The sequence below is a fragment of the Pseudomonas eutrophicaquae genome (assembly GCF_023544715.1).
GTDB lineage: Bacteria > Pseudomonadota > Gammaproteobacteria > Pseudomonadales > Pseudomonadaceae > Geopseudomonas.
This window is the reverse complement of sequence record NZ_JAMJEZ010000033.1, coordinates 1-18986: the sequence shown is the minus strand read 5'-3', so window position 1 is coordinate 18986 and position 18986 is coordinate 1. Positions and strand designations below refer to the sequence as shown.

19 protein-coding genes are annotated in these 18986 nt (G+C 66.2%); 6 read left to right on the top strand and 13 right to left on the bottom strand.

The genetic code is table 11. The annotated features are described in order from the left end of the window. Positions 1–78: 78 nt before the first annotated feature. Complete coding sequence (locus MXC11_RS11465) at positions 79–1215, bottom strand: Fic family protein (RefSeq protein WP_250010312.1); 1137 nt, start codon at positions 1213–1215, stop codon at positions 79–81. 168 nt (positions 1216–1383) lie between these two features. After that, a complete protein-coding gene (locus MXC11_RS11460) occupies positions 1384–1572 on the bottom strand; it encodes a hypothetical protein (RefSeq protein ID WP_250010316.1) in 189 nt (62 codons plus the stop codon). A 288-nt stretch (positions 1573–1860) separates the two neighbouring features. On the opposite strand from MXC11_RS11460, the gene MXC11_RS11455 reads away from it, so the two are divergent. Together MXC11_RS11455 and yghU are read left to right on the top strand one after the other, a co-directional pair. Further along, positions 1861–3072, top strand: a complete 1212-nt coding sequence (locus MXC11_RS11455; protein ID WP_250010311.1) for an MFS transporter — start codon at positions 1861–1863, stop codon at positions 3070–3072. A gap of 90 nt (positions 3073–3162) precedes the next feature. After that, positions 3163–3996, top strand: coding sequence for a glutathione-dependent disulfide-bond oxidoreductase (yghU, locus tag MXC11_RS11450; protein ID WP_284060489.1), 834 nt, complete (start codon positions 3163–3165; stop codon positions 3994–3996). Here yghU and MXC11_RS11445 read toward each other — a convergent pair. Further along, positions 3993–4610 carry an eCIS core domain-containing protein gene (locus MXC11_RS11445; protein WP_250010309.1) on the bottom strand — a complete coding sequence of 206 codons (618 nt, stop codon included), beginning with the start codon at positions 4608–4610 and terminating at the stop codon, positions 3993–3995. The genes yghU and MXC11_RS11445 overlap by 4 nt on opposite strands. A gap of 285 nt (positions 4611–4895) precedes the next feature. On the opposite strand from MXC11_RS11445, the gene MXC11_RS11440 reads away from it, so the two are divergent. Next, positions 4896–6206 (top strand): hypothetical protein, encoded by a 1311-nt coding sequence (locus tag MXC11_RS11440; RefSeq protein WP_250010308.1) that lies wholly within the window; start codon positions 4896–4898, stop codon positions 6204–6206. Between the two features lie 107 nt (positions 6207–6313). Here MXC11_RS11440 and MXC11_RS11435 read toward each other — a convergent pair whose 3' ends face one another. Together MXC11_RS11435 and prlC are read right to left on the bottom strand one after the other, a co-directional pair. After that, on the bottom strand, positions 6314–6595 hold the full coding sequence (locus tag MXC11_RS11435; RefSeq protein WP_250010307.1) for a YheV family putative zinc ribbon protein: 282 nt from the start codon (positions 6593–6595) through the stop codon (positions 6314–6316). Beyond that, positions 6592–8643 (bottom strand): oligopeptidase A, encoded by a 2052-nt coding sequence (gene prlC, locus MXC11_RS11430; RefSeq protein ID WP_250010306.1) that lies wholly within the window; start codon positions 8641–8643, stop codon positions 6592–6594. Before prlC ends, MXC11_RS11435 begins: the two co-directional genes overlap by 4 nt. Positions 8644–8807: 164 nt before the next feature. Here prlC and MXC11_RS11425 point away from each other — a divergent pair, with 164 nt between their 5' ends. Next, positions 8808–9353 (top strand): gamma carbonic anhydrase family protein, encoded by a 546-nt coding sequence (locus tag MXC11_RS11425; RefSeq protein WP_250010305.1) that lies wholly within the window; start codon positions 8808–8810, stop codon positions 9351–9353. 54 nt (positions 9354–9407) lie between these two features. On the opposite strand, the gene acuI is transcribed toward MXC11_RS11425, so the two are convergent. The 5 genes from acuI to MXC11_RS11400 form a co-directional block, all read right to left on the bottom strand. Next, positions 9408–10391, bottom strand: a complete 984-nt coding sequence (gene acuI, locus MXC11_RS11420) for an acrylyl-CoA reductase (NADPH) (protein WP_250010304.1) — start codon at positions 10389–10391, stop codon at positions 9408–9410. Between the two features lie 35 nt (positions 10392–10426). Further along, entirely contained in the window at positions 10427–10741 is a 315-nt protein-coding gene (locus MXC11_RS11415) for a P-II family nitrogen regulator (RefSeq protein WP_250010303.1), read from the bottom strand. 1 nt (position 10742) lies between these two features. After that, positions 10743–11684 (bottom strand): sodium-dependent bicarbonate transport family permease, encoded by a 942-nt coding sequence (locus MXC11_RS11410; protein WP_250010302.1) that lies wholly within the window; start codon positions 11682–11684, stop codon positions 10743–10745. Positions 11685–11769: 85 nt separating this feature from the next. Next, entirely contained in the window at positions 11770–13572 is a 1803-nt protein-coding gene (gene oadA, locus MXC11_RS11405) for a sodium-extruding oxaloacetate decarboxylase subunit alpha (protein ID WP_250010301.1), read from the bottom strand. An 11-nt stretch (positions 13573–13583) separates the two neighbouring features. Continuing rightward, the gene (locus MXC11_RS11400; protein ID WP_250010300.1) at positions 13584–14999 is read right to left on the bottom strand and encodes an acetyl-CoA carboxylase biotin carboxylase subunit; all 1416 of its coding nucleotides are present in this window, start codon (positions 14997–14999) and stop codon (positions 13584–13586) included. Positions 15000–15192: 193 nt separating this feature from the next. Between MXC11_RS11400 and MXC11_RS11395 the strand changes: the two genes are divergently transcribed. Then, positions 15193–16122, top strand: coding sequence for a LysR family transcriptional regulator (locus MXC11_RS11395; protein WP_284060488.1), 930 nt, complete (start codon positions 15193–15195; stop codon positions 16120–16122). Here MXC11_RS11395 and MXC11_RS11390 read toward each other — a convergent pair. Then, entirely contained in the window at positions 16106–16327 is a 222-nt protein-coding gene (locus MXC11_RS11390; RefSeq protein WP_250010299.1) for a PA3496 family putative envelope integrity protein, read from the bottom strand. The genes MXC11_RS11395 and MXC11_RS11390 overlap by 17 nt on opposite strands. A gap of 92 nt (positions 16328–16419) precedes the next feature. Further along, the gene (gene hexR / locus MXC11_RS11385) at positions 16420–17289 is read right to left on the bottom strand and encodes a transcriptional regulator HexR (protein ID WP_250010298.1); all 870 of its coding nucleotides are present in this window, start codon (positions 17287–17289) and stop codon (positions 16420–16422) included. Positions 17290–17420: 131 nt separating this feature from the next. On the opposite strand from hexR, the gene zwf reads away from it, so the two are divergent. Further along, positions 17421–18854, top strand: a complete 1434-nt coding sequence (gene zwf / locus MXC11_RS11380) for a glucose-6-phosphate dehydrogenase (RefSeq protein ID WP_250010314.1) — start codon at positions 17421–17423, stop codon at positions 18852–18854. 27 nt (positions 18855–18881) lie between these two features. On the opposite strand, the gene MXC11_RS11375 is transcribed toward zwf, so the two are convergent. Further along, the coding region (locus tag MXC11_RS11375) for a transposase domain-containing protein (protein WP_250010313.1) at positions 18882–18986 on the bottom strand (105 nt) is incomplete at its 5' end.

Genomic DNA, 18986 nt, shown 5'->3' with positions numbered 1-18986 from the left:
GCTCCTGAAAATGATCGGGAGCACAGCATCGGCGGATGCGCCGGTTATTAGCAGATGGGGTTCATGGATCGGTTACGGCTAATCCGCGCCAGCAATCCGGTAGCGGGTACTGCGCCCGCCACCCGGCAGGCGGGTCAGACAGCCTTTTTCCAGCAGGTCGGCAAGGTGCCGGGTGGCGGTGGCCTTGGAGACCTTGGCGACGGCCTGGTACTGGGCGGCGCTGATGCCGTCCTCGAAGCCGCGCTCGCCGCCGTCGAGCAGGCGGTTGAGCACCTTGATCTGCTCGGCAGACAACGCCTGTTCGCGGTGCCGCTGCCAGAAGCGCGCCTTGGCCAGCACCCGCTCGATGCGCGCCAGCGCCTGTTGCAGGCTTTGCCGCAGGGTGTGCAGGAACCATTCGAGCCAGTCGCTGATGTCCGGGGTGGCCTTCTGGCTGCTTTCCAGGATGCGGTAGTAGCCGCGGCGGTCGTCGAGGATGCTCGCCGACATGGCGTAGAAGCGCAGCGCCTGCCGCTCGGCCTGGGCCAGCGCCAGGTCGGTGATGGCGCGGGTCAGGCGGCCGTTGCCGTCGTCGAAGGGGTGCAGGGTGACGAACCAGAAGTGGGCGATGCCGGCGCGCAGCAGCGGGTCGAGGGTGGTGTCGCGGCGGCTGGCCTCGAACCAGTCGAGGAAGGCGCCGAGTTGCTGCTCCAGGCCGTCGCGCGGTGGTGCCTCGAAATGCACGGTGGGTCGGTCGATGCGCCCGGAGACCACCTGCATCGGCTCGTCGCCGCGCAGTGCGCCGATGCGGATGCGCCGGGGCAGCAGGTCGTGCTCCGATTCAGGGAACAGCAGGCGGTGCCAGTGCAGCAGGCGTTCCAGACTCAGCGGCTGGTCGAAATGCCGGGTGGCGTCCAGCATCAGTTCGGCCAGCCCTTCGCTGCGCGGGCTGGTGCGTTCGCTGCCGTCCGCCTCCAGTCCCAGGCGCCGGGCCAGTGAGGAGCGCACCGAACCGACGTTGAGCGTCTCGCCCTCGATGGCCGAGGAGGTGACGATGTTCTGCAGCAGGGTGTCCAGCTCGCCCTGGGCGGCGAACTCGCCGCCGGCTACGCCGGCCATGCCGAGCAGGCGGCCCTGGGCCTGGGTGCAGTCGCGCAGCAGCGGCGCCAGGCGCTCGGCCTGCCAGTGCAACTGCGGCCACTCGGGGTGCTGCCAGATCCAGCGCGGGGGTTCCATGATCGCTCCTTTTGTGCCGCGATGAGCCGATTGATGCAGCTATTCGGCTCATTCAGTGAGCCGATTGTGGCGTCTATTCGGCTCACCGGCCAGCCAGCCGAGTAGACAACAGCGCAGCCTGGTCCACCGCTCCGCCTCCAGCGTGGCGTGATCGGTCAGCGGCACACCTCACGTATCCTGCTGGCGCTGTAGCTCACGACGCACCATCGCCGCAAAGTGCGGCGGGGTCAGGGCGTAGAGTTCGCGGGCGACCCAGGCCAGCCATTGCCCGCCCAGCGCCGGGCGGGCCGCCAGCAGACGCGCGGCTTCCTGCTGGGCACGAGCCTGATGCGCCTGGTGATAGTCGGCACGCGACAGCGGCGCGTGGTCGTGGTCGTGGTCGTGGTCGTGGTCGTGGTCGTGGTCGTGGTCGTGGTCGTGGTCGTGGTCGTGGTCGTGGTCAGACATCGTGCGGGCTCCTGCCGGTCAGCACCCTGGGGCGGTGTGAAACAGCGCCGCAGTATCGCCGGATCGCCCCTCTTCTGCCGCACTGGCGCTGCTCGCAGCGGGGGTTTGTGGTAGATGTCTTCGGGATACACGGCGATCGGCCCCGAAGATCAGGCCCGGCCGCTCGCCTGACGACAACAAGAACAACAGGGATTTTCCATGAAGCACGGCGTTTTCAGCGCGGACCGGGTGGTCTTTATCGCCGGGGTGGTGGCGGCCATGCACATCGGCAAGCTGCCGCCGGCACTGCCGGTTCTGCAAGAGGCACTGGGGGTCGGGCTGGTCGAGGCGGGTTTTCTGCTCTCGATCGTGCAGCTGGCCGGCATGAGCATCGGCCTGCTGATCGGTCTGCTGGCCGACAATCTGGGGATGCGCCGCAGCGTGCTCGGCGGGCTGGCGCTGCTGGCGGCGGCCAGCGCGCTCGGCACCCTGGCGCACACGCCCGCCTGGCTGCTCTGGCTGCGCGCCGTGGAGGGCTGCGGCTTTCTGCTGGTGGCCTTGCCGGCTCCTGGGCTGATCCGCCGGCTGGTCGTCCCTGAGCTGCTCAGTCGCCGGCTGGGGCTGTGGGGCTGCTACATGGGCAGCGGTATGGCGCTGGCGCTGATCGCCGGCCCCTGGGTGATGGGCGGGCTGAGCTGGCAGGGCTGGTGGGCGGCGCTGGCGCTGCTGTCGCTGGCGATGATGCTCTGGGTCTGGCACGCGGTACCGGCAGACCCGCCGCGGGTCGCGACCAGCCAGACGGGCACGGCACTGGCCGAGTGGCTGCAGCGCCTGCGCCAGACGCTCGGCGCCCGCGGGCCTTGGCTGGTGGCGCTGATCTTTGCTGCCTACTCCAGCCAGTGGCTGACGGTGATCGGCTTTCTGCCCTCGATCTATGCCCAGGCCGGGGTGACGGCGCTTATGGCCGGCACGCTGACCGGGCTGGCCTCGGCCGCCAATGTGGTCGGCAATCTGGCCGCCGGACAACTGCTGCACCGCGACCTGCCGGCTCATGCTCTGCTGATTGGCGGGTTTGTCTCTATGAGTCTCGGGACCTTCGGGATCTTTGCCGAGTTCAGCGCCGATCTGCCGGTGCTGCGCTATGGTGCGGTGCTGCTATTCTCGGCCATCGGCGGGCTGATTCCGGGCACGCTGTTCGCCCAGGCGGTGCAGGTGGCGCCCAGCGAGCGCACCATCGCCACCACGGTTGGCTGGATGCAGCAGTGGTCGGCGCTGGGCCAGTTCACCGCCCCGCCGCTGGCGGCCTGGCTGGCGGCCAGCCTGGGCGGCTGGCAGTTCACCTGGTTGCTGACCGGCAGTGCCGCGCTGATCGGGCTGCTGCTGGCGCTGCAGCTGGCGGCGCCGCGCACGCCGGCCCTGCAGCGCGCCTGAGTGTTCGCGCCATCTGGCCTCACCGGCGGTGGCGCACATTTCCTCTCCCGGCAGGCCTTAGGGTCTGCCCTGTTCCTGCAAGGAGTCGTGATGTCTTCTTCTTATGTACCGCCGCGGGTCTGGCAACACGAGGCGCCCTCGGGCGGCACCTTCGCCAGCATCAACCGCCCCACCGCCGGCGCGCGCCACACCCAAGCGCTGCCGGTCGGTGTACACCCGTTGCAGCTGTATTCGCTGGGCACGCCCAACGGCGCCAAGGTGACCATCCTGCTCGAGGAGCTGCTGGCACGCGGGCATGCCGGTGCCGAGTACGATGCCTGGCTGATCCGCATCGGCGAGGGCGAGCAATTCTCCAGCGGGTTTGTCGAGATCAACCCCAACTCGAAGATTCCGGCGCTGGTTGATCACAGCCAGACCCCGCCGCTGCGGGTGTTCGAATCCGGGTCGATCCTGCTGTATCTGGCGGAGAAGTTCGGTGAGTTTCTGCCCGAAACGCTGCCCGAGCGCACCGAGGTGCTGAACTGGCTGTTCTGGCAGATGGGCTCGGCGCCCTTTGTCGGCGGCGGCTTCGGGCATTTCTACGTCTATGCGCCCGACAAGCTGGAATACCCGATCAACCGCTACGCGATGGAGACCAAGCGGCAGCTGGATGTGCTGAACCGCCAGTTGGCCGAGCGGCGCTATGTGGCGGGCGAGTACAGCATCGCCGACATGGCGATCTGGCCCTGGTATGGCGCGCTGGTGCTGGGCGAGCTGTATGGCGCGGCGGAGTTTCTTGGCGTGCAGGAGTATCCGCATGTGCAGCGCTGGGCCGCGGAGATTGCCGCGCGGCCGGCCGTGCAGCGCGGGCGCAAGGTCAACCGCACCTGGGGCGATCCCGCCGGACAGGTCGCCGAACGTCACAGCGCGGCCGATCTCGACTAGCGCAGCGCCGCCTCCGGCGTGGCCCGCAGCGCCTGCTCGATGTGGCGCTGGCGAGCATACGCCGGCTCCTCCACCTCGCGGTAGTTGCGGGTGTAGCGCCGGGCAAAGCCGGCCACCCCCCACTGCAGATATTGCTCGACGTGATGCAGCTCGTGGGCCCAGAGCCCGGTGTTGTCCTCGGCATCGCTCGGCAGGCGGAACACGACCCGATCGATCAGGGTGATCGCCTCGACATCCGGGTTCTGCATCACCGTGTGGGCGGTCCCGAAGAGGGTGTCTTCGCCGACCACATAGCGCACCCGCTCCAGCAGCTCGGCGGCAAACCACGGCTCAAGACGGGCACGGATATGCAGCGGGATCGGCTGCAGGCGCTGCGGGTCGATCGCCTGATACGACTCCGCGATCCAGCGCTGCAGCGCACTGGCGGCCAGCTGCTCCAGCGACTCATAGGCGCCGCCGGGCACCGCACCGCTCGGCACGCAGATGCACACCAGCAGACAGACCGGCTGCTGGCCGGCCGGACAGGCCGTCTCACTCGGCGCAGGCAGCGCCGCACGCACCGGCCACAGCAGGGCGAGCGACAGGGCCAGTACAGGAAGTAGACGAGGCAGCATGCAGTCTCCAGACACAAGGCGAACAGGATCACGAAAAAATCACTAAGTTCCTGCAGCGAAGCAGCACTGTACATTTTTGTGAAATAGATCACACAAAGCGATACGCCCGTCGGATGTCAAAAACACGCCGCCAGTATTTGGTAGACTCGCTCACAAATTTGCAGGAAAGATCCGTGCAACGGGCGAACGACCAGCCCCGCGCGGGCACCTTTCCACCGTACATGGGTCTTTACCCGCTGTATTTTTGCCCCCATTGCCGCCTGACGGCCTGAACAAGGAACTTTCATGAAAAACATCACCCGCTCCGTGCTGGCCAAGACCCTGATCGCTGCTGCCGTCTCCGCCGTTGCTCTGCAGAGCCAGGCCCAGGAAGGCGTCGAGGTCAGCCTGAACCCCGAGATGGCGCGCATCACCGCAGTCTCGCTGATGAATCCGGTCGCCCAGCCGGCGCTGGAGCTGGCTCTGGACAGCAATGCCAGCCTGGACGCCCGTCTTGAAACCGGTGCCAATGGCGATCTTTCGCTGGTCACTGGCCTGCTGAACGGTGAGTCCGTCGGCGCCATCACCAATGTGCAGGGCACCGTCGATACCCTGGTCGATGACACCGCGCTGCAGCTGCTGGGTGGCAACACCGGTCTGGTCAATGAGCTGATCAACCCGACTAGCGGCGCACTGGCGCCGGTCACCGGTCTGGTGCAGGACCTGACCGCCACCAACGGTGCGCTGGCTCCGGTCGGTGCGGTGGTGGATGGTCTGGTCGGCGAGCAGGGTGCGCTGACTCCGGTAGTGCAAACAGTCAATGGCGTACTGGTCACCCTGACCGGTAGCGAAGGCGGCCTGCTGGGCGGCCTGACCGGTGCTGAAGGCGGTCTGCTGGCTCCGGTCACCAACCTGCTCGGTGGTGTGACTGGCGCTGAAGGTGGTCTGCTCGGCGGCGCCGAAGGTGGTCTGCTGGCTCCGGTTACCAATCTGGTCGGCGGTGTCACCGGTGGCGCTGAGGGTGGTCTGCTCGGCGGCGCCGAAGGCGGCCTGCTGGCTCCGGTTACCAACCTGGTCGGCGGCATCACCGGTAGCGCTGAAGGTGGTCTGCTCGGTGGTGCTGAAGGCGGCCTGCTGGCCCCGGTTACCAATCTGGTCGGCGGCCTGACTGGCGCTGAAGGCGGTCTGCTCGGCGGTACTGGCAACGAAGTGGGTGCCATCACCAATGTGCAGGGCACTGTGGACACCCTGGTGGGCTCCTCGGCTCTGGCTCCGGTCGGTGACGTGGTCAATGGCTTGGTCGACCCGACTGCTGGCGCGCTGGCCCCGGTGACTGGCCTGGTCGAAGACCTGACCTCCACTGGCGCACTGGCTCCGGTCGGTGGTCTGGTCAATGGTCTGGTCGGCGAGCAAGGCGCGCTGACCCCGGTAGTCGGCACCGTGGGCGATCTGCTCGGTGGCCTGACTGGCGGTCTGAATGGTGGCCTGCTGGGCGGCTCCACTGTAGCGGCTGAAGGCAACGTCGACGTGAACGCCTCGGGCGAAGCGAACGGCACCGCCAACACCAACGGTGGCCTGCTGAACGGCCTGCTGACAGGCCTGACCGGTACTCGCTAAGCCCTGCGCTTGACCTCGGGTTGTACAGCAACCCGAGGGTGCAGAAACACAAAAGGCGCATCCACTGGGTGCGCCTTTTGCATTGCGGGCCCGAGCCCGAAGGCCGCTTAGTCGGCCTTTTTCAGCTTCGGATTGGGGAAGAACTGCACCGCCTGGGTCTTGGGCTGCGCAGCCTTGGGCTTCTGGGCATTCACCCGGGTCGGCAGCTCCTTGGGCACCGAGTTACCGCGGGCATCCAGGGTGTCGGCGTAACCGCAGGCAACGCACTGGCGGTTCGGCGTGCCCTCCTCGTCCCACATCTGGATGGTGTCCATCCCTTCGCAGGCCGGGCAGACCGCCCCGGCGATGAAGCGGCGAATCGGCTTGTTGAGCAGGATTTGCTCGGTCATGCGGCCATCTCCTCGGTCAGACCACTGTGGCGCAGCAGCGCATCGATGGAAGGTTCGCGGCCCCGGAAGTCCACGAACAGTTGCATCGCCTCCTGCGATCCACCCCGCGCCAGCACCGCCTCACGGAAGGCCAGGCCGGTGGCAGGGCTGAGGATTCCCTCCTCCTCGAAACGGGCAAAGGCATCGGCAGACAGCACCTCGGCCCACTTGTAGCTGTAATAGCCTGCCGCATAACCGCCGGCGAAGATATGGGAGAAGCTGTTGGCAAAGCGGTTCCAGACCGGCGGCTGGAACACTGCCACCTCGTCGCGGATCGCCTGCAGCACATCCAGCACATTGCGACCGTCGCCGTGGCTGGCATGCAGCTCGAAGTCGAACAGCGAGAACTCCAACTGGCGCAGCATCATCAGCCCGGACTGGAAGTTCTTCGCGGCCAGCATCCGCTCGAGCATTTCAGCCGGCAGCGGCTCGCCGGTCTCGAAATGCCCGGAAATCAGCGCCAGCCCCTCGGCCTCCCAGCACCAGTTCTCCATGAACTGGCTGGGCAGCTCTACCGCATCCCAGGCCACGCCGTTGATGCCGGACACCCCGGCGTACTCGACGCGGGTCAGCAGGTGATGCAGGCCGTGGCCGAACTCGTGGAACAGCGTGGTGACTTCATCGTGGGTGAGCAGCGCCGGCCGACCACCCACCGCCGGGGTGAAGTTGCAGACCAGATTCGCTACCGGGCTGATCCGCTCGCCGCTGGCGGTGCGCCAGCTGTCACGGGCGCCATCCATCCAGGCGCCGCCGCGCTTGTTGGCGCGGGCGTAGAGGTCGAAGAAGAAGCGCCCGACGTGCTGGCCGTTCTCCGTGATCTCGAACAGGCGCACATCCGGGTGCCAGGTATCAAACTCGTGCAACTCGTGGATCTGCACAGCAAACAGCCGCTCGACGATGGCGAACAGCCCGGACAGCACCTTGTCGATCGGAAACCAGGCGCGCACCTGCTCCTGAGCAATCGCGTAGCGGCTCTGGCGCAGCTTCTCGCTGAAGTAACCAACATCCCAGCTGGCCAGATCTATCACGCCCTGCTCGGCGGCAAACGCGCGCAGCTCGGCCAGATCGCGCTTGGCGTGGGGCTGGCTGCGAACCGCCAGATCGCGCAGGAAGCCCAGCACCTGCTCGGTCGATTCGGCCATCTTGGTCGCCAGCGACAACGCGGCATAGTGCGGATAACCCAGCAGGTGGGCCAGCTCCTGGCGCAGCGCGAGGATCTCGGTCATCAGCGGACCGTTGTCGAACTGCCCGGCGTTCGGCCCCCGCTCGGAGGCGCGGGTGGCGTAGGCGGTATAGACCTCCTCACGCAGCGCGCGGTCATCGGCGTAGGTCATCACCGCGTAGTAGCTGGGGAACTCCAGAGTCACCAGCCAGCCGTCCAGCCCCTTGGCCTCGGCGGCTTGGCGCATCTGCGCGCGGGCCGAATCCGGCAGGCCCGCCAGCTGGACTTCGTCACTGATCGATTTAGTCCAGGCCTGGGTGGCATCCAGCAGCTGGTTGGCGAAGGTGCTGGACAGCTCGGAGAGGCGCATCTGGATCGCGCCGTAACGCTGCTGCTGCTCGGCGGGCAGATCGATACCGGAGAGGTGGAAGTCGCGCAGCGCGTGGCTCACCAGGGTCTGTTGCGCCACATCAAAGCCGGCCGCCGCCGGGCTGGCCGCCAGCGCCTTGTAAGCATCGCACAGCGCGCGGTTCTGGCCGAACTCGGTCCAGTACTGCGAGAGCAACGGCAGGCAAGCCTCATAAGCGGCGCGCAGCTCGGGGCTGTTGCACACGGCGTTGAGGTGGCTGACCGGGCTCCAGGCCCGCGACAGGCGGGCATTCAGGGCATCGAGCGCCAGCACCAGACCGTTCCAGTCCGGCGCCTCGCGCTGGGTCTCGAGGATGCGGGCAATCTGTGCCCGGTTGTCGGCCAGGATCTGCACGATGGCCGGCTCGACATGCTCGGCACGAATCGCCGAATAGGGCGGCAGATCAAAGTCTTGCAGCAGGGGGTTGGTGGCAGTCACGGCAGCAATCCTTGGGCTGAAAATCACCCGGCCATGTTAATGACAAATGCCCGAGTGCGCAGCTCGGGTGATGGCTATGGGGGTGATTGAGGCCACCCCGCCAGTCGCCAGCGCGCGCGGCGCGTGTTAAGTAGAAGCCCTTGTTAATGTTCAGGAGCCCTCCCATGCCCATCCGTACCTACCAGAACCATACCCCGCAGCTTGGCGCGCGGGCCTTTGTCGATGCCAGCGCCGTGGTGATCGGCGATGTGGTGCTCGGCGATGACTGCTCGGTGTGGCCGCTGGCGGTGATCCGCGGCGACATGCACCGCATCCGCATCGGCGCGCGCACCAGCATTCAGGATGGCAGCGTGCTGCACATCACCCATGCCGGACCGTTCAACCCGACCGGCTATCCGCTGGAAATCGGTGAGGATGTCACCGTCGGCCACAAGGTGACCCTGCACGGCTGCAGCATCGGTAACCGCGTGCTGGTCGGCATGGGCGCCATCGTCATGGATGGCGTGGTGGTCGAGGATGAGGTGGTGATCGGTGCCGGCAGTCTGGTGCCGCCCGGCAAGCGGCTGGAAAGCGGCTACCTGTACGTCGGCAGCCCGGTCAAACAGGCCCGCCCGCTCACCGACAAGGAGCGGGCGTTCTTCACCTACAGCGCCGCCAACTACGTCAAGCTCAAGGACCTGCACCTGACCGAAGGCTACATGACAGAGTGAGGTAGACCGCAGCGAGGACGCCCATACCAGCGCGTGGACGCCCTCGCGCCGCGTTTAGCGATTGACGTCCACCACCACCCGCCCGCGCACCTGGCCGGCCAGCAGTGCACCGGCGCTGGCCACGACTTCGTCCAGACCGATGATCTGGGTGATCGGTGCCAGCAGCGTCTTGTCCAGATCACGGGCCAGACGGCTCCAGGCTTCCAGGCGATCGGCACGCGGGCGCATCACGCTGTCGATGCCGGCGAGGGTCACGCCGCGCAGGATGAACGGCGCCACCGTCGCCGGGAACTCCATGCCCTGCGCCAGCCCACAAGCGGCCACGCAGCCGCCGTAGCGGGTGCTGGCGCAGACGTTGGCCAAGGTATGGCTGCCCACCGAGTCGATGGCCCCCGCCCAGCGCTCACGCCCCAGCGGCCGGCCCGGCTCGGACAGGCTGCTGCGCTCGATGATCTCCACCGCGCCCAGATTCTTCAGGTAATCGGCCTGCTCGGGACGGCCGGTGGAAGCCACCACCCGGTAGCCCAGTTTCGCCAGCAGGGCGATGGCGATGCTGCCCACCCCGCCATTGGCCCCGGTGACCAGTACCTCGCCCTTGTCCGGCGTCACGCCATGGCGCTCCAGCGCCAGCACCGAGAGCATCGCGGTGTAACCGGCGGTGCCGATAGCCATCGCCTCGGCGGTGGAAAAGCCCTCCGGCAGCGGGATCAGCCAGTCCCCCTTGAGGCGCGCCCGCTGGGCCAGCCCGCCCCAGTGGCTCTCGCCCACGCCCCAGCCGTTGAGCAGCACCGCATCACCGGGCTGAAAATCCGGGTGGCTGCTCTCTTCCACCACCCCGGCCAGATCAATCCCCGGCACCATCGGGAACTGGCGCACCACCGGTCCCTTACCGGTGATTGCCAGCGCGTCCTTGTAGTTGAGGGTGCTGTGGCTGACACGCACCTGTACATCGCCCTCGGGCAGGCGGCTGTCGTCGAGGTTCTGCAGGCTGACCTGCTGTTGATGGTCGTGCTTGTCGATCAGGATGGCGCGGAACATGGCAGGTCTCTTAGTGGATGAACGGGAAGGGCGGCTCAGCGGGAGGGCTTGCCCTGAAACTTCTCCGGGCGCAGCACCTCGACCTCGGCCAGGTAGCAGATCATCGCAAAGTGCGCGTAATAGCGGGCCTGCAGGTGAGCGGCGATGCGCTCGGCCAGCTCTCGGGCGCAGAGGATCTCGGCGCGGATGTTGCCGGTGGTGTCCCAGTCGGCGCGGCGCAGGCCGTGGGAGCCACGCCCGCGCACATCGGAGAGGGTCCAGCCGGGGGCGCCGAGCTGTTCAAGGTCATGAACCAGCTTGTGCTCCAGGGCCGCTTCGCAGATCACGGTCAACAGGGTGGTGTGGGCCATCTCAGAGTCCCCAGGCGATCAGTTGCTCGGCCAGCGCCAAGTACAGCGGTATGCCGATCAGGATGTTGAACGGGAAGGTAATCCCCAGTGAAGCGGTCAAAGAGAGCGACGGGTTGGCTTCGGGCAACGCCAGGCGCATCGCCGCCGGTACCGCAATATAGGACGCCGAGGCGGCCAGGGTGGCGAGCATCGCGGTGCCGCCCAGCGACAGGCCCATCAGCCGCGCCAGCAGCGCACCCACCAGCGCGCCGAGCAGCGGCATGCTCAGCGCAAAGGCGGCCAGGCGTACGCCGTACTGGCGCAGCGAGCCGAGCTGGCCGGAGGCGATCAAGCCCATCTCCAGCAGGAAGAACGCCAGTACCGGCTTGAACATCCCGGTGTACAGCGGCTCCAGCGGCTTGATCGCCTCCTTGCCGGCCAAGGCGCCGATCAGCAGACCACCGAGCAGCAGCATGATGCTCTTGCCGAGGAAGATCTCGCGGCCCAGCTCCCGCCATTCGGTCTCGCGGGAGATGCCCTTGGCCAGCAGGATGCCGACCAGGATCGCCGGGATCTCGAGGATCGCCACAAACAGCGGCATGTAGCTCTCGAAGAAGATCTCCCGCGAGGCCAAGTAAGCCACCACCACCGCAAAGGTGCCGGCACTCACAGAGCCGTAGTGCGCGGCCACGCTGGCGGCATTGATGCGGTCAAAGCGCAGGGCGCGCAGCAGACCGAAGGCAAGGATCGGCAGGGCGACGCCCAGCCCCAGTACCAGCACCGACTGGCCGAGCAGCGCCGGGCTGGCCTGTTCGGCCAGCTCCACGCCGCCATGCAGGCCGATGGCCAGCAGCAGGATGATCGACAGGGTTTCGTAGAGCGCTGGCGGCAGCTTCAGCTCGCTTTTCAGCAGGCCAGCCAGCAGACCGAAGACAAAGAACAGTACAACCGGGTCAAGACTCATCTACCCTCCCCCAGGGTGTTCAGACGGTGGACCGTTTTACCGCGTGGATGAAAAAAAGGGGAGTCATCTGACTCCCCTGGCTGGCTTACGCCTCGATTTCGATCAGCACCTCTCCGGGGTTGACCCGATCGCCCTTGGCCACATGGATCGCCTTGACCGTGCCGGCAATCGGCGCCTGCACCTCGGTTTCCATCTTCATCGCCTCGGTGATCAGCACCGGCTGACCCACCTTGACCACATCGCCCGCCTTGACCAGCACATCGACGATGTTGCCAGGCATGGTGGTGCTGACATCGCCAGGCGCGGCGCTCTGCTTGCGCTTGCTGCCGCCCCCGCCGACGAAGGCGTTGAGTGGCTCGAACACCACCTCCTCCGGCATGCCGTCGATGGCCAGGTAGAAGTGCCGCTTGCCGTCATTCTTGACGCTGACCCCGGTGATATCGACGCGGTAGCTCTCGCCGTGCACATCGACCACGAACTCGGTGGGCACGCCTTCCTGGGCCGGACGCGCGGCGGCATCGGGCTGCGGCAGCAGGGCTTCTGGCGTGAGGGTGCCGGCGGCGCGCTCCTCAAGGAACTTGCGGCCAATGTCCGGGAACATGGCGAAGGTCAGCACGTCTTCCTCGGAGCTGGCCAGCGCGCCGATTTCCTCGCGCAGGCGGGCCATTTCCGGCTTGAGCAGATCGGCCGGGCGCACGTCGATGACCTCCTCGCTGCCGATCGCTTGGAAGCGCAGGTGCTCGTTGACCTGCCCCGGTGCGCGGCCGTAGCGGCCCTGCAGGTAGAGCTTCACCTCGTTGGTGATGGTCTTGTAACGCTCGCCGGCCAGCACGTTGAACACCGCCTGGGTGCCGACGATCTGCGAGGTCGGGGTGACCAGCGGCGGGAAGCCGAGGTCGGCGCGCACCCGCGGGATTTCCTCGAACACCTCGTTGATGCGGTGCAGGGCGCCCTGCTCCTTCAGCTGGTTGGCCAGGTTGGACATCATCCCGCCCGGCACCTGGTTGACCTGTACGCGGGTATCGACGCCGGTGAACTCGCTCTCAAACTGGTGGTACTTCTTGCGCACGTTGTAGAAGTACAGGCCGATTTCCTGCAGCAGCGCCAGATCCAGGCCGGTGTCGTAGGGAGTGCCGCGCAGGGCGGCGACCATCGATTCGGTGCCGGCGTGGCTGGTGCCCCAGGCGAAGCTGGAGATCGCGGTGTCGATATGATCCGCTCCGGCCTCGATGGCCTTGAGCTGGCACATGCTGCCCATACCGGCGGTGTCGTGGGAGTGGATAAATACCGGCAGATCGACCGCCGCCTTCAGCGCCTGCACCAGTTCGGCAGTGGCGTAGGGGGTGAGCAGGCCGGCCATGTCCTTGATGGCGATCGAGTCGATGCCCATTGCTGCCATCTGCCGGGCCTGCTCGACGAAGGCGGCAATCGTGTGTACCGGGCTGGTGGTGTAGGCGATGGTGCCCTGGGCATGCTTGCCGGCGGCCTTGACCGCCTCGATGGCGGTACGCAGGTTACGCACGTCGTTCATCGCATCGAAAATGCGGAACACATCGATGCCATTATCGGCCGCCTTGGCGACGAATGCGCGCACCACATCGTCGCTGTAGTGGCGGTAGCCGAGCAGGTTCTGCCCGCGCAGCAGCATCTGCAGACGGGTGTTGGGCAGCGCCGCCTTGAGCTGGCGCAGGCGCTCCCACGGGTCTTCCTTGAGGAAGCGCACGCAGGCATCAAAGGTCGCGCCGCCCCAGACTTCCAGCGACCAGTAGCCGACCTGATCGAGCTTGGCGCAGATCGGCAGCATGTCCTCGAGGCGCATGCGGGTGGCGATCAGCGACTGGTGGGCGTCACGCAGGATGGTGTCGGTGACGGTAATCTTCTTGTGCATGGCTCAATTCCTCACAGGCCGGCGTGGGCGGCAATGGCGGCAGCGATGGCCAGGGCCAGCTCTTCGGGCTTGCGCTTGACCGAGTAGTTGATCAGTTCCGGGTGGCTGTCGACGAAGCTGGTGTTGAACACGCCACTGCGAAACTCCGGATTGCGGAGAATTTCCTGATAGTAAGGCGCGGTGGTCTTCACGCCCTGCAGGCGCATGTCGTCCAGCGCGCGCAAGCCACGATCCAGCGCCTCCTCCCAGGTCAGTGCCCAGACGATCAGCTTCAGGCACATCGAGTCGTAATAGGGCGGGATGGTGTAGCCGGTGTAGATCGCCGTGTCGGTACGCACGCCGGGGCCGCCGGGCGCGTAGTAGCGGGTGATCTTGCCGAAGCTCGGCAGGAAGTTGTTCTTCGGATCTTCAGCGTTGATGCGAAACTGGATCGCGTAGCCGCGGTGCATCACATCGGCCTGCTGGAACGACAGCGGCTTGCCGGCAGCAATGCGGATCTGCTCGCGGACGATGTCGATCCCGGTGATCTGCTCGGTGATGGTGTGCTCCACCTGCACCCGGGTATTCATCTCCATGAAGTACACCTCGCCCTCGGCGAGCAGGAACTCCACGGTGCCGGCATTCTCGTAACCGACCGCGCGCGCCGCCTTGACCGCCAGCTCGCCGATATAGGCGCGCTGCTCGGGGGTCAGCTGCGGGCTCGGGGCGATTTCCACCAGCTTCTGGTTACGGCGCTGGATCGAGCAATCGCGCTCGAAGAGGTGCACGGTGTTGCCGAAGCTGTCGGCGAGGATCTGCGCCTCGATGTGCTTGGGGTTGACGATGCATTTTTCGAGAAACACCTCGGCGCTGCCAAACGCCTTGGTCGCCTCGGAGATCACCCGCGGCCAGGCCTGCTCCAGCTCCTCCGGGCTGTTGCAGCGGCGAATGCCGCGCCCGCCACCGCCCGAGGTGGCCTTGAGCATCACCGGATAGCCAACCCGCTCGGCCTCGCGCAGCGCCTCGGCGAGATCAGCCAGATTGCCTTCGGTGCCCGGGGTGCAGGGTACGCCGGCGGCGAGCATCGAGCGGCGCGCTTCGGTCTTGTCGCCCATCCGGCGAATCACCTCGGCGCTCGGGCCGATGAACTTGATCCCGCGCTCGGCGCAGATTTCTGCCAGTTCGGCATTCTCGGACAGGAAGCCGTAGCCCGGATGCAGCGCATCGCAGCCGGTCTCCACCGCCAGGTTGACCAGCTTGCGCGGGTTCAGGTAGCCGGCCAGCGGGTCATCACCGACGCTGTAGGCCTCGTCGGCCCGTTTGACGTGCAGGGCATGGCGGTCGGCCTCGGCGTACACCGCCACCGAGCGGATGCCCATCTCTGCACAGGCGCGCACGATACGCACGGCAATCTCGCCACGGTTGGCGATGAGGATTTTCTTGATCACGGAGGTCTCCCTCGTCTGGACTGGCTGACCGATCCGGTCAGGCGACGGTCCCTACCCTAGCGCTGCAGCGTGAATCAATAAAAATGAATATTTGTTGGGTTATGCATAAACTACAACTTATACATACGCTCAAATCCGCGGCGCAGGGCGGTTCGCTGTCGATCTCGCCCGGCCGCTTCTGCGGAAATACGCCATGCGCAAGAACCTGATGCGCCTGACCCTGCGCCAGTTGCAGGTCTTTCGGGCGGTCTGCGAGACCCGCTCCTACAGCCGTGCCGCCGAGGAGATGGCCCTGACCCAGCCGGCGGTCAGCCAGCTGATCCGCCAGCTCGAGGAGCTGGTCGGCCAGCCGCTGTTCGAGTACGTCGGCAAGAAGCTCTATCTGCGCGAGGGCGCCGAAGCGCTGCAGCGCGCCGCGGCGGACATCTTCGCCCGGCTGGACAGCCTGGACATGCAGCTGACCGATCTGCTCGGTTCACTGCAGGGGCAGCTGAGCCTGACGGTCGAGTCCAGCGCCCAGTACCTGGTGCCGCACCTGTTCGCCGCCTTTCGGGCCCGGCATCCGGATGTCAGCCTGCAGCTGACGGTGGTCAATCATGCCCAGGCGCTACGGCGCCTGACGGTCAGCCGCGATGATCTGTGGCTGCTCTCCCAGGTGCCGACCGGTGAGAATCTGGAGTTTTTGCCGCTGCTGGACAACGAGATCATTGCCGTGGCGGCCAGCGGGCACCCGGCCTGCCGCCTGCCCGCCCCCAGCCTGCAGGCACTGACGGCCTGGCCGCTGCTGGTGCGCGAGCCGGGTTCGGGCACCCGGCTGGCCTGCGAAACCTTCTGCCACGCGCAGCGCGCGCATTTTGCCCAGACCCTGCAGCTCGGCTCGCTGGAAGCGCAGCGCAGCGGTGCACTGGCCGGACTGGGCATCGCGCTACTGCCGCGTCACGCGGTCAGCGATGATCTGCAGCAGGGGCGGCTGTGCGAGCTGGCGGTCAGCGAGCTGCCGCTGCGGCACAGCTGGTGCGTGATGTACCCGCGCGATCGCTACCTGAGCCCGGTCGCACAGGCCTTCGTGACCTTCGTGCGCGACAATCGCCCGCTGCTCAATCGGCTCAGCCAACCACTCTGAGATGCACCTGACGGGCCTCGCGGTGCAGCTGGTGCCGGTAGTCGGCAGGCAGGCCGTCGCTGTAGCTTTCCAGCTCGACGAGCAGGCGCTGGCCATCCTGGTACTGCTCGATGGCCCGGCGGAACGCCATGCGCCGTTGGTCGGCCTGCTTGCGGCGCTGTTTGACGTGCGAGAACGGGGTATCGCTGAACAGGCGTGAGGTCATCGACGGTCTCCCAAGAGCAGTTTCAGGAGACCTCAGCATGTCCTGCCGGCGATGACGCCGCGGTGGCGGCGGGATGAAGAGTCGATGACGACTCAGCTGTCGTCGCTGCTGCGCACCACCTTGGGCGACAGGCGCAAGCTGCGCAGGCTGCGCTTGACGCTCTTGAGGTGGTTGACCAGATCGGGGCCGCGGGCCATGGCCACGCCCATCGCCAGTACATCGATCACCACCAGGTGGGCGATGCGCGAGGTCAGCGGGGTGTAGATTTCGGTGTCCTCCTGCACATCGATCGCCAGATTGACCGTTGCCAGCTCAGCCAGAGGCGTCTGGCTGGGGCAGAGGGTAATCAGGGTGGCGCCGCTTTCGCGCACCAGGTTGGCGGTGGTCAGCAGGTCCTTGGAGCGTCCGGACTGGGAAATACAGATCGCCACATCGCCCGGTTTCAAAGTCACCGCACTCATGGCCTGCATGTGCGGGTCCGAGTAGGCCGCCGCGGTGAGCAGCAGGCGGAAGAATTTGTGCTGCGCATCGGCCGCCACCGCGCCGGAGGCGCCAAAGCCGTAGAACTCGACGCGCCGGGCATTGGCCATCGCGGTGATCGCGCGCTCCAGCGCCTGAATGTCCAGGTGCTCGCGCACCTCCATCAGGGTATGCAGGGTGGTATCGAAGATCTTCAGGCTGAAGTCGGTCAGCGAATCCTCTTCATGGATGGCGAACTGGCCGAAGCTGGCACCGGCGGCCAGACTCTGGGCCAGCTTGAGCTTGAGGTCCTGAAAACCGGCGCAGCCGATGGCCCGGCAGAAGCGCACGATGGTCGGCTCACTGACGCCGACCTCATGGGCCAGATCCGCCATCGAGCTGTGCATGACCGCCGCAGGGTCCTGCAGCACATGCTCGGCGACCTTGAGCTCCGACTTGCGCAGCAGGGCGCGGGATTGGGCAATGTGTTGCAACAGATTCACGGGCGGCACTCGGTTATGATCGGCAAACGCCGGAGGTAGTGTGCTTGTAGTTATACTACACGACAGCCTTCAGCGCCCAGACCAACCGCGTCGGAGAGCGTCCCGTGCCGTCTTCCCCCCTTCCCTGCGACATGCTGGTCTTTGGCGCGACCGGTGATCTGGCGCTGCGTAAGCTGCTGCCGGCACTCTACCAGCTGCACCGTGAGCAGCGCCTGCCCGCTGATCTGCGGATTCTTGGCCTGGCACGCAGTCCCCTGAGCCGCGAGGCGTTCCGGCAACGGGCTGAACGCCAGTGCCGGGCACAGCTTGCCCGGCGCGCATTCGATGACGAGCAGTGGCGCTCGTTTGCCGCACGGCTCGACTACTTCGCCATGGACGTTGCGCAAAGTGCGGAATTTGGCCGTCTGGCCAACTATCTGGGACGTGACAGTGCGCGGGGGCGTGTCTATTACCTGGCCACCGCCCCACAGCTGTTTGCGCCGATCGCCGCGCATCTGGCGGTGGCCGGGCTGGCCGGGCGCGAGACGCGCATCGTGCTGGAAAAGCCGATCGGTCACTCGCTGGCCTCGGCGCTATCGATCAGTGAGGCGATCGGACGGGTGTTCGATGAATCACAGGTGTTTCGCATCGATCATTATCTGGGCAAGGAGACGGTGCAGAACCTGATGGCACTGCGCTTTGCCAACGCGCTGTTCGAGCCGGTCTGGCGCGCCGGGCATATTGATCATGTGCAGATCAGCGTGCTGGAGACCCTCGGTGTCGAGGAGCGCGGCAGCTACTACGACCGGGCCGGGGCGATGCGTGACATGCTGCAGAACCATCTGCTGCAGCTGCTGTGCCTCGTCGCCATGGAGGCCCCGGTGCGCTTTGACGGCGATGCGATACGCAATGAGAAGGTCAAGGTACTGCAGGCGCTCAAGCCGCTGACCGGCATGGATGTACGAGACAAGACCGTGCGTGGGCAGTACAGCCAGGGCGTGGTGGGCGGACAGAGCGTGCCGGCCTATTACTTCGAGCGCAATGTGGATAGCGACAGCGATATGGAAACCTTCGTCGCTGTGCAGGCCGAGATCGACAACTGGCGCTGGGCCGGGGTGCCGTTTTATCTGCGGACCGGTAAACGCCTGCAACGCAAATGCTCGGAAATTGTCATCCAGTTCAAGCCAGTGCCACACAGCCTGTTCCCCGGTGCACCGGATCAGGCCAACCGCTTGTTGATCCGCCTGCAGCCTGAGGAGCGAATCAGCCTGCAACTGATGGCCAAGACCCCCGGCAAGGGTATGACGCTAGAGCCGGTCGAGCTGGACCTCAACCTCGCCACTGCCTTCTCACGACAACGCCGCTGGGATGCTTATGAGCGCCTGCTGCTGGATGTGCTCGAGAACGATCCGACCTTGTTCATGCGCCGTGACGAGGTGGACGCAGCCTGGCGCTGGGTGGATCCGATCCTTGAAGGCTGGCGTACCTGTTACCAGAAACCCCGGCCCTACCCGGCCGGTAGCAGCGGCCCTGAACAGGCACAAAGCCTGTTGGAACTGGCCGGCAGACGCTGGCTGGACAGCTAAGGCGGCATCTTCGTAACCGTCCGGGCATCACGCCCCGGCCGGTTTCCAGCAATGTGGCAGCAGCTCCGACAGTGCACTGGCCGGCTGCGTCGGCAGACGGGTGAGCACATCTTTCAGGTAGGCATACGGATC

Bases quoted from the DNA above. Each gene is read 5' to 3' on its own strand.
- MXC11_RS11415 (WP_250010303.1), bottom strand. From the start codon at position 10,741: ATGGCCCACACCACCCTGTTGACCGTGATCTGCGAAGCGGCCCTGGAG.
- oadA (WP_250010301.1), bottom strand. From the start codon at position 13,572: ATGCACAAGAAGATTACCGTCACCGACACCATCCTGCGTGACGCCCAC.
- MXC11_RS11425 (WP_250010305.1), top strand. From the start codon at position 8,808: ATGCCCATCCGTACCTACCAGAACCATACCCCGCAGCTTGGCGCGCGG.
- MXC11_RS11390 (WP_250010299.1), bottom strand. From the start codon at position 16,327: ATGACCTCACGCCTGTTCAGCGATACCCCGTTCTCGCACGTCAAACAG.
- acuI (WP_250010304.1), bottom strand. From the start codon at position 10,391: ATGTTCCGCGCCATCCTGATCGACAAGCACGACCATCAACAGCAGGTC.
- MXC11_RS11395 (WP_284060488.1), top strand. From the start codon at position 15,193: ATGCGCAAGAACCTGATGCGCCTGACCCTGCGCCAGTTGCAGGTCTTT.
- yghU (WP_284060489.1), top strand. From the start codon at position 3,163: ATGTCTTCTTCTTATGTACCGCCGCGGGTCTGGCAACACGAGGCGCCC.
- zwf (WP_250010314.1), top strand. From the start codon at position 17,421: ATGCTGGTCTTTGGCGCGACCGGTGATCTGGCGCTGCGTAAGCTGCTG.
- MXC11_RS11455 (WP_250010311.1), top strand. From the start codon at position 1,861: ATGAAGCACGGCGTTTTCAGCGCGGACCGGGTGGTCTTTATCGCCGGG.
- MXC11_RS11410 (WP_250010302.1), bottom strand. From the start codon at position 11,684: ATGAGTCTTGACCCGGTTGTACTGTTCTTTGTCTTCGGTCTGCTGGCT.
- MXC11_RS11445 (WP_250010309.1), bottom strand. From the start codon at position 4,610: ATGCTGCCTCGTCTACTTCCTGTACTGGCCCTGTCGCTCGCCCTGCTG.
- MXC11_RS11440 (WP_250010308.1), top strand. From the start codon at position 4,896: ATGAAAAACATCACCCGCTCCGTGCTGGCCAAGACCCTGATCGCTGCT.
- MXC11_RS11435 (WP_250010307.1), bottom strand. From the start codon at position 6,595: ATGACCGAGCAAATCCTGCTCAACAAGCCGATTCGCCGCTTCATCGCC.
- MXC11_RS11465 (WP_250010312.1), bottom strand. From the start codon at position 1,215: ATGGAACCCCCGCGCTGGATCTGGCAGCACCCCGAGTGGCCGCAGTTG.